Genomic DNA, 16,557 nt, shown 5'->3' with positions numbered 1-16,557 from the left:
AAAATTATATATCTTGATTAATAATAGGTTATCGGACAGGAACTCTGCGCCTTTGCGCCTCTGCGTGAGGTCTTTTTGTAAATATTTAGATGTTAAAGAATATTAGTTTTAGTTTATGATGTTGTAACCGGCTCCGTAACGTTTTCCGTAACGCTTTTCTTGGAGAGCTTGAAAAGAGCGTCAATCTTACCGCCGAGATGATTGGTAAAAAAGCCCAGGCATTTGCCTATACCGATCATCGAGATGAGAGTTCCTTCCCTGATGCCAACAATTTTTTTTATAATGATGAAGGAGAGCGCCGCTGCTATAACGACAACTGAAGAATCGAAAGCGACTTTGATATTGTGCAGTTTCCATCCGGTCTTTTTTTGAATCGCCAGTATAAGCCCTTCAGCCGGCTGGGGTATAAAATCGGCCCTCAAATAAAGCATTATGCCAAGACCGATTATGCTTATTCCGGCCAGCAGGAATAAGAGCCGTATTGGATAAAATCGCGGAACTGGAAACGCTAGGATATGGTTACAGAGAAAGACAAACCAGCCAAATATAATGGCTGCTCCCGCCTGCAAAAGGTTATTGACGCGGAATTCCCTTCTTAGTATCGCTAATTGAATCAGCACATAACTAGCGTATATGACGCCGGTCATTAAGCCATGATCCAGAGAAAGAACCTTACTCAGAACAAAGGCGATTGAATTGACGGGGGTAATTCCCAAATCGGCTTTCACCGCCATTGCCACGCCAAAAGCAAGCACAAAGTTTCCCAGAAGACAGAGCGCCACGCGTCTGATGAACTGGGTATTGAGAAAATTTTCTTTAATTGCGGTTTTAATGTTAATTTTCATAGTGTTATTATTGATTATTCAATAATTTCTCTATTTTAAATCATTTTACTTACTTCATCAACACATATAGAATACGGTTATAATTACATTTTATCCGCATTTCACCATGTCAAATAATGACATAGTGAAAATCGCATAATATTTTCCCGATTAATTAACCATATCACTCTATGACATGGTGAAAATATGATAATTAAAGTAACAAAGGGCAAAAAAACATTGAGCATTTTTAAAATTTCTTATATATTAACTGGAATAAGGAGGAAGATTTTTATGATAATTATAACTGACGAAATGAGGAAGAAAATTGAACAACATCAAAAAGAAAAAAAAGACGAGGATTTTTTTAATGAAATAAATTCAAATCCTATGGAAAAACCTGCTGAAAAAAAGACTGAATCAAAAAAGGAGTTGCAGAAATTAACAGAAGAACAAAAGAAAAAGATTATGGATGTCTTAAATGATTTTTCCAGCGTATATTTTGTTGATGAATCACCTGAATCTGAATATATAACCGAATATGATATTTTAATGAAACAAAAAGAAGAGGAATGGAAATTACATTTTTTAGAAGATAATAAACCATCTGAAATTGAAGCTATTTTGAAAATGTGTGATATGTATATGGAAGATGAGAAAAATGGCAATTCATTAAATAATTTTGGCGCGGAATTTGGTTTTATAATGAATTTTGATATGTGGTTAAATAATAGCCTCGCATGGCCTGTTATGTATAATCCTGAATGGGAGGAATGGGAAAAATTAAAAGAAAAAAAAGTTAAAAGAAAGGATAATAAAGATAATAATGAGCATTAAAATTATCTTATTATTTCACCATATCACTATATGACACTGTAAAAGGAGTATAAAAATAATATGAATATGATAGATCATTTGGAAAAAATTATTGAACTGGTAAAGGAATACAATTTTACCAACGCTTTCTTTGACAACGCGAAGGAACATCTGGACGCCGTGTGTAACCTGCTGCACATTACCGTAAAACAAGCCGCGCTTTTCTCAGTCGTATTTGAAAATTACAACGACATCTTTACAATGGACACTATTGACGAGACTTTAAAATGCGGTAAAATGCAACTTCTCAGATATATGGATGATATTGACATCCTAAAAAAGATGAAATTAATCAGGGAAACGAAAGTATCGGATTACTCAGGCCACAGGAACAGAGGATCAAAATACATCATCCCCAAGAATGTAATTAACGCGATCCGCAAGGGCGTTGAATGTAATTTTAACAAAGAAAAAGAAAACCTCAACCCGGAAGAATTTTTTGACTGCGTCAATGAAATGATAAGCGCCGTATCAGATGATGAAATGGACATTGATGATCTAAATGAAGAAATAAAATTTCTTTTAGAGGGCAATAAAAATATTTGCTTTGTAAAGAAAAAGGCCGAATATGATCTGGGAGAAGACTCTGTAATGCTTATGTTTATTTTCTGCTGTGATTTGCTGTGTAATGATAATGAGTCAATCGAACAGAATAATTTTTGGGGAATACTGCGTGGAATTTTTGGATTCTCAAAGATGAACCAATTCAGAAAACTTTTCAAATCAAGAGAACTTAAACTTATGCAAAAAGGGCTGGTTGAGTATGAATTTGATAACGGCATGGCGGACACGAATTATATTCGGCTCACTCAAAAGGCAAAAGACGAATTTCTTTCCGATTTTGATCTTAAGGATAAATTAAAACACAAGGGAAAGGATTTTATCCGCGCGGAAAACATTTCCGTAAAGAAACTTTTTTACAATGAAAAAATCAGAAGCCGTATCGAAGAGTTGACGGAACTGCTTCGCGTTGAAAATTTTTCCGGAATTCAAAAACGTCTAGGAGAGAGCGGCATGAGAACCGGGTTTGCCTGTATTTTTTCAGGCCCGCCGGGAACCGGAAAAACGGAGACCGCTTACCAAATTGCCCGTGAAACAGGCAGGGATATAATGCTTGTCAATATTTCCGAAACTAAAAGCATGTGGTTTGGGGAAAGCGAAAAGCGCATTAAAGCGGTTTTTGACCGTTACAGGGGAATTGTAAAAGACGATGGTCTAATTCCAATACTTCTCTTTAACGAAGCGGACGCTGTTCTTGGGAAACGCCGTGAACTTTCAAAGTCCCGCAGCGGCCCCGATCAAACAGAGAACGCGATACAAAACATCATCCTGCAGGAAATGGAAAACCTGAACGGAATTCTAATCGCCACCACCAACATGACTTCCAATTTTGACAAGGCGTTTGAACGCCGTTTCCTCTATAAAATCAATTTTGACAAACCCGACATTGAATCAAAAAAACTGATGTGGCAAAATTTTATCCCCGACCTCACCGATTCCGACGCCCAGCGCCTTGCTACAAAATATGATTTTTCAGGCGGTCAGATAGAAAACATAGCCCGAAAGAGCGCGGTTTCATTTATTCTAAAAGGTACCAAAGCAGATATTCATTCCCTTGAAACATTTTGCGGGGAAGAATTGTATGAAAACACGACCAAAAGAATTGGGTTTTAAAATTTGCTAAGGAATTAACAAGAAATAAAAAGAGAGAATCCGGACCCGGAAACATTCACCCGGCTAGAACACCAAAGTCCGATTCTCGTGAATCGTTCTATAAGGTACTACGATTAACACCTAGGACCCAATGGAGGAAAGCCCTGTACTGCCGGTTCTTGAATACCAGACTGCCTTAACCCATCAGCGTCGCTTTTTATATAATATAAGAAAATTAATTCCTTGTCAAACTTTTCAAGTTTATCAAAATCTTTCTATAATATAATTATACGTAATTCACCATGTCAAATACCGACATGGTGAAAACAAAAAAATGTTCCATCGATTATTTCACTATATCACTTTATGACATGGTAAATTTAGTATAAATAAAATATGATTATGAACTTGTTAGACGATTCAACTATGGTGTATAATTTGGATATGAAACCAAGAAAGACTCTTCCCAAGACCGCCCTTCCACGGCTTTACTTTATTGACCGTGAAATTGCGTCGGGTAAATATCCAAACGCGCCAGAGCTGGCAAAAAAATATGAGGCCAGTTTGTCCAGCATTAACCGCGACATAGCCTATATGCGCGACATGATGAACGCGCCCATCGAATATGACTTTTACAAAAAAGGTTTTTACTATACCGAGAAGACATTCAGGCTTCCCGCCGCCTACGCCACAGCAGACGATTTGCTGGCTTTAGGCATGGCGAAAAACCTCCTAGATTTATACAATAATACCCCCATACACGAAGCAGCCTTAAATCTTCTGGAAAATATTTTAACTCCGCTTCATTGCGAACAAAATGCCGGATGGTTTCTTAACCGCATTATAATCCCTAAAACGGCTTCGGCCCCCGTAAACGGAGAAATATGGAATAACATCGTGATAAGCCTTAGGGAAAATAAAGTAATTACTTTTAACTATGAAGATGCCGACGCCAAAAGGCTTTACACCAGGGAAAAAACACCAAAACAAAAAATTGATGTGCGCCGCGTTCATCCATATCAGCTAATTTTTGACCGCAGTAACTGGTATATGTACGCCTTTGACGTGGACAGAAAAGATTTAAGGTTGTTTGCGGTCGCGAGAATGAATAATGTCGCCCTAAAAGCTGAAACATTTACGATTAAAAAAGATTTTGATTACCGCAGTATGGAAGGCATAAGTTATTTTGGCATATACAAGGGGGCGCAGACAAATAAATTTGTAATAGAAATTACGGGCGACACAAGGTGGATAAAAGAGCGCCAATGGGCGGAAGATCAAAAAATACAAAAAACAAAAGACGGGATAAAATTGTCATTTACAAGCAACCAGTTTGAAAAAGTTTTGGAATGGACGCTTTCGCAAGGCTCTTACGCGCGTCCCATAGCTCCGAAAATGTTTGTGGATATTTGGAAGTCAATAGTCGGCGAGATGGCAAAAATCGCCAAGGGTCAGTAAAGGGAGGGTATAAAATGAAGAAAGAAACTAAGGAAGAGTATATTGAAAAAACTAAAGAACCTTTGACAGAAAAAGACATTGAGGATGTTACCTTTGACAAAAAACTGGTAATTAAACAGATTAAAAATGAGGAAGACAAGAATAAGTTTTTTGAAGTTTTTAGAAGAAGCTAAAAAACGCATAAAAATATTTCTGAAAAGAATACTCACAAAGGAAGAGGGGATTATTGTCCGAGGACTAGACTTGTGAATTTCACGATAAGAATACAAGAAAAATCAGCCTTTTAACATTTTTTCACCCTGTCGCTATATGACACGGTGAAGTTCTTATATTATAAGTATACGCTAGAAAATGATCATAACTAAAAACGCCTGTATATATTGTTCAAGTACGTTTCGGCTGCTGAATTAATATTACAGGGTATATGCTGGGAAACATTCTTATGGGATTGGTATGCCTATTAATGAATAATAAGGAGTCTGATCACTATGGTCAAATTTAAGTATAAAAATTCGCAATTATACTTCACGTATACTTTGCCATTTTCAATTAATTCTTATATTATAAATAAGAAGGAAAAATAAGGTGAAATATAATTTACGTAATAAAATAAAAAATGGCACAAATGAATTTACGGAATTTCTATCACAGGCAAAATAAAATAAAGAGTTATAATACCTTCACGATTTATTATAAGAGGCGTATATGGAATCCAAGAAATTTACATTAATAATTACCTGTTATGGAGAACACTTATCCAGTATTGAAGACGCAGATGAAAATAATAGGAAATTATTGAATTAAAAATAACATCATGATATTATTTATGAGGGGCGAAAATGAAGTATAAAAGAATGTTTTGCTTTGTTAATTCACAGGAAAGAGAAGAAATAGAGAAATTTGTTAATAATCAATTTCCTCTCATTTTTGTGGAAGATTATAATTCTTTTAAGGATTATTTAAATGAAAAAGATTATATTGTTTTATCTATTTTAAAGGCAAAAAATGAATTTGACGAATTAAAATCTTTATTAGAAAATTTCAAACAATATAAATTTCATTTTATTGGCCATCTTGACGGCGAAGGATTTTCACCGGAAGAATTTGAAATCTTAGATGAAGAAAATGCCGTAAGTATTCCCTATGACATAGAAGAATTATTGCTTGAAGCAAATGGTGATTATAGATAGTATTTTTCAAAAACGCGGAATATCAACGCGGATGCACTAATGAAAATAATGAAAGAAATGACAATAACAAATGATACATTCAAAGATATGGCTCAAAGCTACAGGGACTTATTATTTTTACTCAATAAAGCTGAAAATATTATAGAAATGGAATTAATTAATGAATTATGTGAAAAAAATGGATATAGGAGAATAACAGAAGCGGCAATATCAAATTTAAATGAATTAATAAAAAATTCTAATGTATATAATAAAGAATTAACTAAATATTATGAAAATGAATTATTTTTAAAGTCTACATATAATTTTTCTTATTTAGAAAGTTTTCCAGCTTATCGTCAACAAGCAATAAATGGACTACGAGTACTTAATGAAAGACTATTAAAAACAATCGGAGAAGACAAAATATTAATTCAAGAATTTATTAATTCTGAATTAAATGCTATAAACAAAATATTATTAATCGTTAGGACGGTTCTTACAAACAGTTCTGTAAATACTCCTTTTACAAATTATATAGAAATAGATTCTCAAGAAATATTAATTCCAATAGATGAATTAATGGTAACTTTATTTAATTCTAAAGAATAGATTTTCAAACACAAGTAAATTTATAAAAATATTCAATTATACCCTCACGTATCACGGTTTTGTATACAGTAATTTCTTGAATATTTGGAATATTTCTGATATAATATAGGAAATATATGAAATTATATGATTTTTCTGAACAAGGTTTTATTGGATTTACAACGATATCCAATAAAAGTCTTTTATCAGAAGCTATTTATCAAACTAATCGCCTGTTTATAATAAGAGAAAGCGCGAGTAAATTTGATTTTTCAAGTGAAACCGATAATTTTTCTATAGGTGTTTGGCTTTACACCGATACAAATGATTATTTTTCAATAAAGGTAGATATAAATGCCCCTTTAACAAAACTGCCGCGCCATATTGATATTATTAAAAAATATTCTAATGAGATAGGCGCAATAGTTACAGAAGAAAATCAGTATGAAATAAATAGAACATTTAATAGAGGTTTTAATCTTTGGGAACCGGAAACAAAAACCTATACTATTTTTGGCGGAACATTTATGAAAAATAATAGAGAAGAAAATGCTCAATTTATTCTTGATGACTTCAATGTTCCAAAAGATACTAATGTAATAGTAAATCTTAACTCTTCTTTGGATAAAATTTAATATTATATTGAAAGAAACGATTAAGTGATACATGAGGGTATAATTATGAAAATAAATATCAGTCTTAGGCATGAAACAAGGATATTATCACAAGAAGATATTGAAAGTTTATTAACGGCTTTTGGCGCAGATGAAAAAATTAAGATCCTAATTGATAGAATCAAAACAAAAATTAAAACGTTTTATTGGAGTTGTTCAGAATGGAAAATTGTTATTTCTAAAAATAATATAGATTACAAATTTAGTTTAAATGGAATAGAAAAAGTAGATCATAATAAGATAAATAAAAATATAGATTGGCTCTTTTGGGAATATGATGGAAAAGAAATAAAAGTGATAAAAAAAGGAAAAGAAAAGGAGAAAAAATGAGCAGATTAACGCATATAGTGTTATTAACAGTTACTGTTATTGTAAAATGCAATTATATCTTAACGTATAACTGACCGCTCAAATCAGGCGGTGGGGACGGTATGTGAGAAAAGCGGCTTGACTTTTGGAAGATTATTGGATTAATCTGATATAATTATTGAGGGAGAAAAATGAAACAGATTGTCGCTTGGGTTAATAAAAGAGAACAAAATCGCATTGAAAAGCTTAATAAACGATATAACTTAAATTTTGTATTTGTAAATAATTTTAAAGATTTCGTAAAGGGAATTCAACCTGATACGATTTCGTTATTATTACGGCGTAAAGCAAATACGCATTTTAGGAAATTAAATAATTTATTAGTTGAATATCCTAATAGAACATTTTATGCGTATGTTGAACATGATGCGCCTTGTACATTACCAAAAGAATTTTATTGGGCGACAGAAAAAAATGTAAAGGTTTGTGATGAAACAGATATAATGGTATTACTAAAATCCTTGTAAGGCTTAGTAATGCCGAGTTTCTGACACAATATGTGTTAACCTGAGGATTATTAGGTTAATCTAATTTAATTATTGAAGGTGAGAAATGAAGAAAAGCATTTGGTGGATTAGTGATGATATTGAAAAAACATTAATACAGACACACCAAAATTATTGTGAAAAAAATGAAATTATTGTTGAGACTCTTGAGGAGTTTTCAAAGTCTATAACCCCTGATTTTTTTGTTGTTTGTTCTGTTGTTAATATCGATAAAAATTATGATGAAATAAAAAAAATCATTGAAAATAATCCTTTAGTAATTTTCCATTTTATTTATAGGCTTGATAATGATATGCTTACTTTTAAAGAATCAAATATTTTAAAATTTCCTAATACAAAAATTCCAACAAGTATAGAAGATTTATTTACGCAATTATACCCTCACATATAACTGACTACCCTCACTTTTTAAGTCTAATCATTTAAATTTTACAGTTTACATAACCGAAAAAATATGTTATTATAAAATGAAGGCTTTACTTCCGAACTCAGGCCATCCAATAGGGAAGCAGCAGGTAAGAAAGCGGGACGGAGCTTTCTTTATTAAGAGTTTTCTCTACCTGCTGGTCCTTCATTTTTTAAGGTGGAAAATGAAATATAAAAGAATGCTTTGTTGGGTTGATAAACAAGAAAAAACAAAAATTCAACAAGAAAATAATAAATTTAATATACCTATATTTTTTACAAAAAATTATGATGAATTTAAAGAAGAAATAAATGATAATTCATATCTCATTATTTCTATAAAAAAGGCGAAATATAAAAAAACAATGGATATTATTCATTCATTTCCAAATAATAAATTCCATGTTCTTGGCCGTTTAGATGGCGCTTTTACGACAATTAGAGAATCTAATCTATTGGAAGAAAAAAATGTTTGGAATCCCAAATACCCACAATTTACAGTTAAAACATTACGCAATTATATACTCACGTATACTAAATTCAAAAGGAGATTATTTATATGGAATTGAAGAGGTTTTGAAGGAAGTATCATTGAAACCATGGGATGGTAGATTTGAAAATGAAAATTTTGATTTTGAGAATGATTACTTTGATATTCAAAATGACATTGAAGACCTCATTAAATACTATGGTAGAAATGAACGGAAAATAGTGAGGGAAATCTTGGAGCGATATGAAGACGATGATGATTACGGCTCTGAGTTAGAGGATGTTGTCAGAGCTTACTTAAAGAGAAGAATGTAAAACCAACTATTCTTGTTTCATAATGAACTCTTTGAAAGGCATGTATTTGATTGACTTAAAGAAAGTTTTCTTATATTATGAATAGAGTTCATCTCCAAGGAGAATATGCATGAAAGAAAATAAAATTTTTGAAGAAGTTTTAAAAGATTCTACTTTAAGTTTAATTAAGCTTTTTGAAGACACTATTGAAGAAGCTGAAAATCTTATCATTAAAGACTATGAACAAAGTTTGTCAAAACTTCATAAAAAAGCGCGTCTTTTTTTAACTCGAATTTCAGAATCTAATGATATGAGTGAAACAATTAAGTTTTTAAATACTGAGGAAGCTCTTAGAAAATATGAAAATGCCATAATAGAATTTCGTCAAGCTTTTGATGAGATTCGACCAGAATTGATCGAAGAATTAAGAAGAGCCAATGAAGCTAATATTCAAAATTCTTTAAATGTTGCCAATGTAAATCGTTATGTAGATAATGCAAGTTTATTGCTTCAGGGACTTCAGATCGCAATAAATCATACACAAAATGAATTGGACGATATTAAAATATTCTTAAATAAAGTATCACAATCAATTGATGATTTGCATGACAACACTACAAATAAAAATTCAAATGAAGATATACATCATTTACCAAAGCTAGTTTAATCTACTTTTTTTAGAAGATTTTGTATACGTAAGTATATAATTGCGAAACATTATTTATAGATTTTTGTAATGAGCAATAAAATTCGTTCTAATAAATAACCGCAAAAATAGAATAACGCCAAGTGACACTATATACGTTAAACAATAAGAAAGGCTACCCTAAAGCCAATAAAGGATAGCCTAACGCCTTTTGATAGTATGTCCGAGAGCTAATCGGCCGTTACCAAAAGGTTTAAAACCACACCAATTTGCATCAGCGAGGCCAAGCTTTACAGGCACATGTCACTTTACGGGTGACGCACGTAAAACCTATTAACAGATTAACAAATTAATATTAATCTGTCAATGGTTCGAGAAGACTTCACACAAAGATCACCAAGGTACAAAGCTCACAAAGGGGGATTAGGAATTATTGTTTCCAAGCTGATCTTGAAATTTTACGATAAGATAACAAACAAAAACCCCTGATTCATCTTTGTGATCTTCTCTTCCTTTGTGTGAGATATTCTGGAAATAAATCATTTCACCATATCACTATATGACACTGTGAAAACGTTATAAATTAAATATGGAATTGAATGATATTTTAATTTCAAAGAAACAAGGGCAAAAAATCGGTTTTAGGACGCAGGGGGGGCCTGATTCGCCTTTTAAGAGATTTTGCCGGTATAGTTTTTCGGAAAAAAATGATTTTAATCAGGCTTTTCGATCGGGAAAAGCAAAACTGCTTAATGAAGTTGACGTGTATCTCGAAGGCGTTATTATCGTAAATAATTTTAACGGAACAAACGTCAATTTTGTTGTAGAAGGGGCTGGATTACAGCCAAATGGGAAAATAATTAGCAAGGAGGAATTTAAGGAATTCATCAATAATATTAACCGGATAGTTTCAGATAATGAAAAAATGACCATTGATTTATCCGTAATGGCTCAAGATAGCGATGTTATATTTGACAGTGAATTTTTTCAAAAACTAAATGATTTTATCGAAAAAAATGGAATAGAATCGCAGGATAAGTTGACTTTTTTCGCCTCCTTTTTAGATTACTTGAACGGCGAGTATAAGGAAGAGGCTATTCATTTAAAAAATATTCTGCAAACGTGGAATGAATTGCCAAAAGTTGAAAATTTTGAAGGAGTAAAAACCATTATGAGAAATTTGAAAACCGTAAAACAAAAACCAATTATTAACCGCAAAAAAAAAGGCGATACCGGGCCGGGAAACGTTATGGAAGATTTGAAAATGGGGACATCGTTTAAAACAAAAAAAGGCGAAACAATTAAAATCCTTGAAAAACTTGGCGAAGGCGGACAAGGAACCGTATATAAGGTGTCGTATAACGGTAAAATAAAAGCCTTTAAGTTTTATCACCATAACTTTATTAAAAATTCGATTAAGTTTTATCAAAACCTTGAAAACAATATCAATAAGGGCGCTCCCACAGCCGCGTTTTTATGGCCGCAGGATATAACGGAAAAAACGGAAAAAGGCTACGGCTATATTATGGATTTATGCCCGCCAGAATTTAAGGAATTTTCCCTTTTCCTGCTGGCTAAAGAAAAATTCGCAAGCGTTACGGCAATGATAAATTCCGGGCTTTATATTATTGAAGCGTTCAGGGAATTGCACAATTCCGGTTACAGTTATCAGGATTTAAACGACGGCAATTTTTTTGTCAATCCAAAGAACGGCGAAGTGTTAATTTGCGATAACGATAATGTCGTGGAATACGGGAAAAATCTCGGTGTCGCGGGAAAATGCCGCTATATGGCCCCCGAAGTGGTAATCGGAAAAGCCCTGCCAAGCGTTCATACGGATAAATATTCTCTCGCTGTAATACTTTTTCTTTTATTAATGGGCAATCATCCGCTTGAAGGAAAACGCGCATATATACCGTGCACGACGGAAGAAATCGAGAGAAAAATTTACGGGGAAGAGCCGTTGTTTATTTTTGACAGGGACGATACGTCAAACGGGCCAGTTCATGGCATTAACAATAATTCTACTAAACGCTGGCCGCTTTATCCGTCGTATATCAGAGAAAAATTTATGGAAGCCTTTAGTCAAACTGCGTTAAACGATCCTTCCAAACGCATAATCGAAAAAGAATGGCTGAAAATATTTATACGCCTTCGCAGTGAAATTTACAAGTGTAAAAACTGCGGCGAAATATTTTTTGCGGATCCCGCCAGGGAAACGCCATGCCATGCCTGCAAAACTATCCAGCGTTTCGAGCATTACATAACTCTTCCAAAGATGAATGTCGCGATACACGAGCGTACAAAATTATTCGAGTGCCATATTAATCCTGACAGCGACGATTTTAGAAGCATAGCCGCCGAAACGGTTTTTAACGAAGCCACTGGCTCTTTTGAAATAAAAAACAAATCAAAAAAAACATGGCTGAGAATTGACGCAAACGGAAAACAGACTTCAAAAACTTCCGGGAAAACGGTGCCCGTTCAGGCGGGTACTCAAATAATATTTGGCAACGCCAAAGGAGAGATAAAATGAGTTTAAATGACGCAGTAGAGGCAATTCCAAGAAAATCAATTGTTTTGTTTTTCTTAATTGACACGTCGGGAAGCATGAGCGGTTCAAAAATCGGCGCCGTGAACGCCGCCATTGAGGAAGTTCTGCCCGAATTAAAGGACATTTCCGCAAAAAACGCCGATGCGGAAGTAAAAATCGCCGCGCTGGAATTTGCGGATAACGCAAGCTGGATTACGGGCGAAGGGCCGATTCCCGTTGACAGTTTTCTTTGGCGTTACCTTGACGCTTTCGGCAATACCGCCATGGGAAACGCCTTCAGGAAATTAAACGAAAAATTGTCAACCAAGGCCTTTATGAAGGACGCTTTTGGCTCTTACGCCCCCGCCGTTTTTCTGCTTTCCGACGGCGAGCCGACGGACGATTTTGCCGGAGGGCTTGCGGAATTAAAACAGAATAAGTGGTTTAACGCTGCGATAAAAGTGGCGGTAGCGATAGGCGATGACGCGAATAAAAGCCGCCTTGCGGAATTTACAGGTTCAACGGAGTCTGTATTGGAAGTGCATAATTCTGCAATGCTGAAAAAAACGATAAAGTTCGTATCCGTCCGCGCTTCTCAAGTTGCGAGCAAAAGCGTTCAAGTTAATACGGTAAAATCTGCTTCGGCCTTGCCAACGGCGAATAACACCGATCCCGCAAATACAGGCCTGCCTGCAAAACAAGCGGCACTAAACGAACAGTTAGCTGAAATAAAAGCGGTAGCCACAAACAGCGGAGACGCCGAATGGTAGACAAAATTTCCGTTTTTGCCGAAAGTTGTACGGGAGCGTCACACATTCAAATAGGAAAAGAATGTCAGGATTTTTCTGTATGTATAAAAACGGAAAAAACGGCGATTATAGCCGTTGCGGACGGCCACGGCTCGGACGAATATTTTAGAAGCGCAAGAGGAGCATGTTTTGCGACTACAGAGACTATTAAACGAATAAATAATTTTCTCAAAATACATGATGATGTGTTATGTGAAACAGAGCAAATTACTGACATTGAATTAAAAACTCTTGAAAAGAGCATCGTTGACGGTTGGCGTGAAGCGATTACAGAAGATTTAAAGCGAGAACCGGTTGAAAATGGAACAGTTACAGCCTACGGAACAACTCTTTTAGCCGCGGCTATGACGGAACGCTATTGGTTCGCCCTTCAGATAGGGGACGGAAAATGCGTAATCATTAATGAAGATAATTCCGTCCTTCAGCCTGTCCCATGGGACGACCGCTGTTTTCTAAATAGGACAACGTCTCTTTGCGATGAAAACGCTTGCGCTCTTTTCCGTCATTATTACAGCGAAACCCTGCCGCTTGCCGTCTTTTTGGGAAGCGACGGGATTGATGACTCGTTTCCCATAAATGGAAATGATGAATATCTTGCCAATTTTTACACCAGCGTCTACCGTAATTTTCTTGACGAAGGCCTGCAAAAAGGGAAAATCCAGCTTAGGGATATGCTTCCAAAATTAACGCAAAAAGGCTCTGGCGATGACGTTTCTATCGCGGGAATGATAAGAGGCATTAAAAATTGACAAAAATATTATATCTGGTTAAAATCATTAAAGGGAATAGTATAAATTAAATGAAAAAAGACGCCGCCCGGATAGGCTTATTTTGGTTTTCTAAGGATTATACTGAAATAATCAAAATCGAAGGTGAATTGGAAATAAGCAACGAAGATTTATTAAAACCGGGAAGATTGGATCCTATAGGCGTTCACGCAGAATATGATATGCCTAAAGATGTCCCAAGGGGCAGGGTTAATTATGAAAAAAATATTTTTCGAATTTGGGTTGGGGAGGATTGTTTAGAAGAAGATGAAAAACTTATTAAATTGATTAAAACATATTTTAGTTTAAATGACATTGATTCCGGCAGATTCACGGTAAAAAGACACTATCATTGGAATACTAAAACATAACTATTCGAAAATTAATTCCACCCTGTCGCTATATGACATGGTGAATTTCTTATAATATAAGCATATACTAGCGAGGGATTTAAAATAAAAAGCGCCTGTATATATTGTTCAAGCATGTTTCGGCTGCTGAATTAATATTACAGGTTATATGTTAGGAAAAATCTTCATGGGATTGGTATGCCTATATAGGAAAAAATATGAATAAATTAGATCAAAATTTCAAACAGATTTTACAGGAATCTCAGTCCATTGATGAATTATTTATCACCAGTCTTAATTTATGTGCAAAAGCGGAAGAATTGATTAATGAAGCAATCATTTTTGCGAGTAAGCCTTTTCAATTAAATAAAGGAGATAATTCAAATATTAATAATATTACAGATGATATTTCTCTAGAAACAATAAATAATACAGATAGGCTTATTGACCGGTTAAATGGGATTTTAGAAATAATAAATACAAATGCAATAACTGTAGAAGCTAATAATCATCATTTTATAGATCTTAATGGCGCACAGGTAGTTTATCAAAATTATATTAAAAGAATTAAAAATATTAGACAAGAATTTAATGCTGAAAATATATTAAATGAAATAGAAAATAATCTAAAGAGCAGAATAATAAATAAACAAAATGAATTAAATTCTATTGAAAAAAGACTTAATGAAATATATAATACTTATTCATAACGCAATAATAAGGATGAATAATATGAAAGATGAACAGGAAACCATTACAATAATTTGCGATAATGAAGATTGTCGGAATAAATATTTACTCTCTATGGATACCCTGAGGGCGGCCGCTTATGTTACCGTTATTTGCAAAAATTGCGGCGAGATTCAACAAATCCGTCAAAATGAAGACGGAGGCATTGAAATAAGCCATATCAGATAGTAAATACGATTATGTAAAGGAAACACTGTTGAAGAAAACATCCTATCGCTATATGACATGGTGAAGTTCTTATATAATAAATAAAGGGAGAAAAATGAATTATTCAAGATTATTAGAACAAATTTTCAATGAAAAATTAGATTGGTTCGAAGATATTAGTGAAGCCTTTAATAATTTTGCTGAAAGTATATCTAATGCGGTGATAGGAGAATCCCCTTCCTTTAACGAAGCACCAAAAGGAGAGTCAAATTATTTTATCTATTTACTTAAAGCGGAAGAAAATTATTTTCATATTAATACAAAACTTGATTTTTTCAAAAGAATGGAATTCAAAAAAGAAAAAAATAATCACTCAAAAAATGAGCTTCTATTTATAAATTTCGAGGCTGCGCCAAGTGTTTGCGCGGGTATAAATTCAAATACAGATAGAATGAGACGATTTTATGATTATCTAAATTCCGAAGATAATGAATTCAAAAATATTGTTTTTGGGGCAGCAATTATGGTATATAAAGAAATGTTAAATGCTCTTCGAGATTCTTTAGAACTTTATAATAGGAGTGTTAGTACACCAGTTCCAATCCCAGAAGCGTTTTAATCTTAGATAATTACTTTTACAAATAGCCTTGGTAATTTTATTGATCATGTAGTATAATTATTAATTATAGTTAAGGAGAAGATTATGAAAGAAAATAAAGGAGCTCGCTACCCTGAACCGGATAATGAGACAATTGAATCAATATCAGCTATTGAAAAATATAAGAATTTATCTGAAAAATTAGAACAAATTGGATTTGAAGTTCAATTATTAATTGATGATATTACATGCGAAGCAGGTAATGATAAAACAAAAATAAATCAAATATGTGGAAATATTTGGTATTATATGAATTATTTGAGAATTTTAGTTGAGGAGTGTCCCCCAAATATTCCAGAAGAAAAGGAATATGTTTCTCTTTCTATTCCTGGATGGGAAGAAATTGGTTTTAATTATATAAATAATGAAAATGGAAATAAAATGATTATTTATGAATTTCTAAAAACAAACAATTATCAAAAGAATGACGGCAATTATTGCATTGATTGTAAATATTACGAACAAAAAACTAATGAAAAATATTATATTTGTAATGGCAGACAAGAAAATGACTTAATAAAACCATTGTTAGATTTAGATAATAATAAAAAATATTGTTGCGATAAATATATAAAAAATGATTAATATA

22 protein-coding genes are annotated in these 16,557 nt (G+C 33.5%); 21 read left to right on the top strand and 1 reads right to left on the bottom strand.

The features are described from left to right. Positions 1–113: 113 nt before the first annotated feature. The gene (locus ACYVRA_RS14105; protein WP_461253361.1) at positions 114–845 is read right to left on the bottom strand and encodes a YczE/YyaS/YitT family protein; all 732 of its coding nucleotides are present in this window, start codon (positions 843–845) and stop codon (positions 114–116) included. A gap of 186 nt (positions 846–1,031) precedes the next feature. Here ACYVRA_RS14105 and ACYVRA_RS14100 point away from each other — a divergent pair, with 186 nt between their 5' ends. The 21 genes from ACYVRA_RS14100 to ACYVRA_RS14000 all read left to right on the top strand — a co-directional run bounded on the left by ACYVRA_RS14100 (position 1,032) and on the right by ACYVRA_RS14000 (position 16,553). Continuing rightward, positions 1,032–1,661: a hypothetical protein gene (locus tag ACYVRA_RS14100; RefSeq protein WP_461253360.1), complete on the top strand. Its 630-nt coding sequence runs from the start codon at positions 1,032–1,034 to the stop codon at positions 1,659–1,661. A 60-nt stretch (positions 1,662–1,721) separates the two neighbouring features. Continuing rightward, complete coding sequence (locus tag ACYVRA_RS14095; RefSeq protein ID WP_461253359.1) at positions 1,722–3,374, top strand: ATP-binding protein; 1,653 nt, start codon at positions 1,722–1,724, stop codon at positions 3,372–3,374. Positions 3,375–3,749: 375 nt separating this feature from the next. Further along, positions 3,750–4,811 (top strand): helix-turn-helix transcriptional regulator, encoded by a 1,062-nt coding sequence (locus ACYVRA_RS14090; protein WP_461253358.1) that lies wholly within the window; start codon positions 3,750–3,752, stop codon positions 4,809–4,811. Between the two features lie 14 nt (positions 4,812–4,825). Beyond that, positions 4,826–4,984: a hypothetical protein gene (locus tag ACYVRA_RS14085; RefSeq protein ID WP_461253357.1), complete on the top strand. Its 159-nt coding sequence runs from the start codon at positions 4,826–4,828 to the stop codon at positions 4,982–4,984. 666 nt (positions 4,985–5,650) lie between these two features. Then, positions 5,651–6,001, top strand: a complete 351-nt coding sequence (locus ACYVRA_RS14080; protein ID WP_461253356.1) for a hypothetical protein — start codon at positions 5,651–5,653, stop codon at positions 5,999–6,001. Between the two features lie 39 nt (positions 6,002–6,040). After that, entirely contained in the window at positions 6,041–6,592 is a 552-nt protein-coding gene (locus ACYVRA_RS14075) for a hypothetical protein (RefSeq protein ID WP_461253355.1), read from the top strand. Between the two features lie 116 nt (positions 6,593–6,708). Next, on the top strand, positions 6,709–7,206 hold the full coding sequence (locus ACYVRA_RS14070; RefSeq protein ID WP_461253354.1) for a hypothetical protein: 498 nt from the start codon (positions 6,709–6,711) through the stop codon (positions 7,204–7,206). Between the two features lie 45 nt (positions 7,207–7,251). Next, a complete protein-coding gene (locus ACYVRA_RS14065; RefSeq protein WP_461253353.1) occupies positions 7,252–7,575 on the top strand; it encodes a hypothetical protein in 324 nt (107 codons plus the stop codon). 170 nt (positions 7,576–7,745) lie between these two features. Next, positions 7,746–8,081 (top strand): hypothetical protein, encoded by a 336-nt coding sequence (locus ACYVRA_RS14060; RefSeq protein ID WP_461253352.1) that lies wholly within the window; start codon positions 7,746–7,748, stop codon positions 8,079–8,081. 85 nt (positions 8,082–8,166) lie between these two features. After that, a complete protein-coding gene (locus tag ACYVRA_RS14055) occupies positions 8,167–8,511 on the top strand; it encodes a hypothetical protein (protein WP_461253351.1) in 345 nt (114 codons plus the stop codon). A 76-nt stretch (positions 8,512–8,587) separates the two neighbouring features. After that, positions 8,588–9,094 (top strand): hypothetical protein, encoded by a 507-nt coding sequence (locus tag ACYVRA_RS14050; RefSeq protein ID WP_461253350.1) that lies wholly within the window; start codon positions 8,588–8,590, stop codon positions 9,092–9,094. A gap of 22 nt (positions 9,095–9,116) precedes the next feature. Continuing rightward, positions 9,117–9,329: a hypothetical protein gene (locus ACYVRA_RS14045; protein WP_461253349.1), complete on the top strand. Its 213-nt coding sequence runs from the start codon at positions 9,117–9,119 to the stop codon at positions 9,327–9,329. 109 nt (positions 9,330–9,438) lie between these two features. After that, complete coding sequence (locus tag ACYVRA_RS14040) at positions 9,439–9,975, top strand: hypothetical protein (RefSeq protein ID WP_461253348.1); 537 nt, start codon at positions 9,439–9,441, stop codon at positions 9,973–9,975. A gap of 568 nt (positions 9,976–10,543) precedes the next feature. After that, on the top strand, positions 10,544–12,490 hold the full coding sequence (locus tag ACYVRA_RS14035) for a protein kinase domain-containing protein (RefSeq protein ID WP_461253347.1): 1,947 nt from the start codon (positions 10,544–10,546) through the stop codon (positions 12,488–12,490). After that, positions 12,487–13,257 carry a vWA domain-containing protein gene (locus tag ACYVRA_RS14030; RefSeq protein WP_461253346.1) on the top strand — a complete coding sequence of 257 codons (771 nt, stop codon included), beginning with the start codon at positions 12,487–12,489 and terminating at the stop codon, positions 13,255–13,257. Before ACYVRA_RS14035 ends, ACYVRA_RS14030 begins: the two co-directional genes overlap by 4 nt. Further along, positions 13,251–14,045 (top strand): PP2C family serine/threonine-protein phosphatase, encoded by a 795-nt coding sequence (locus tag ACYVRA_RS14025; protein WP_461253345.1) that lies wholly within the window; start codon positions 13,251–13,253, stop codon positions 14,043–14,045. Before ACYVRA_RS14030 ends, ACYVRA_RS14025 begins: the two co-directional genes overlap by 7 nt. A 50-nt stretch (positions 14,046–14,095) precedes the next feature. Beyond that, positions 14,096–14,434, top strand: a complete 339-nt coding sequence (locus ACYVRA_RS14020) for a hypothetical protein (RefSeq protein ID WP_461253344.1) — start codon at positions 14,096–14,098, stop codon at positions 14,432–14,434. 197 nt (positions 14,435–14,631) lie between these two features. After that, positions 14,632–15,123 carry a hypothetical protein gene (locus tag ACYVRA_RS14015; protein ID WP_461253343.1) on the top strand — a complete coding sequence of 164 codons (492 nt, stop codon included), beginning with the start codon at positions 14,632–14,634 and terminating at the stop codon, positions 15,121–15,123. Positions 15,124–15,145: 22 nt separating this feature from the next. Further along, positions 15,146–15,331 (top strand): hypothetical protein, encoded by a 186-nt coding sequence (locus ACYVRA_RS14010; protein WP_461253342.1) that lies wholly within the window; start codon positions 15,146–15,148, stop codon positions 15,329–15,331. Between the two features lie 94 nt (positions 15,332–15,425). Further along, complete coding sequence (locus ACYVRA_RS14005; RefSeq protein WP_461253341.1) at positions 15,426–15,929, top strand: hypothetical protein; 504 nt, start codon at positions 15,426–15,428, stop codon at positions 15,927–15,929. An 84-nt stretch (positions 15,930–16,013) separates the two neighbouring features. Further along, entirely contained in the window at positions 16,014–16,553 is a 540-nt protein-coding gene (locus ACYVRA_RS14000) for a hypothetical protein (RefSeq protein WP_461253340.1), read from the top strand. Positions 16,554–16,557: the final 4 nt, after the last annotated feature.

It is taken from the genome of Treponema sp. R8-4-B8 (assembly GCF_054786175.1).
Note: the sequence above shows the minus strand (reverse complement) of the source record. Positions and strands in the feature narration are given on the sequence as shown.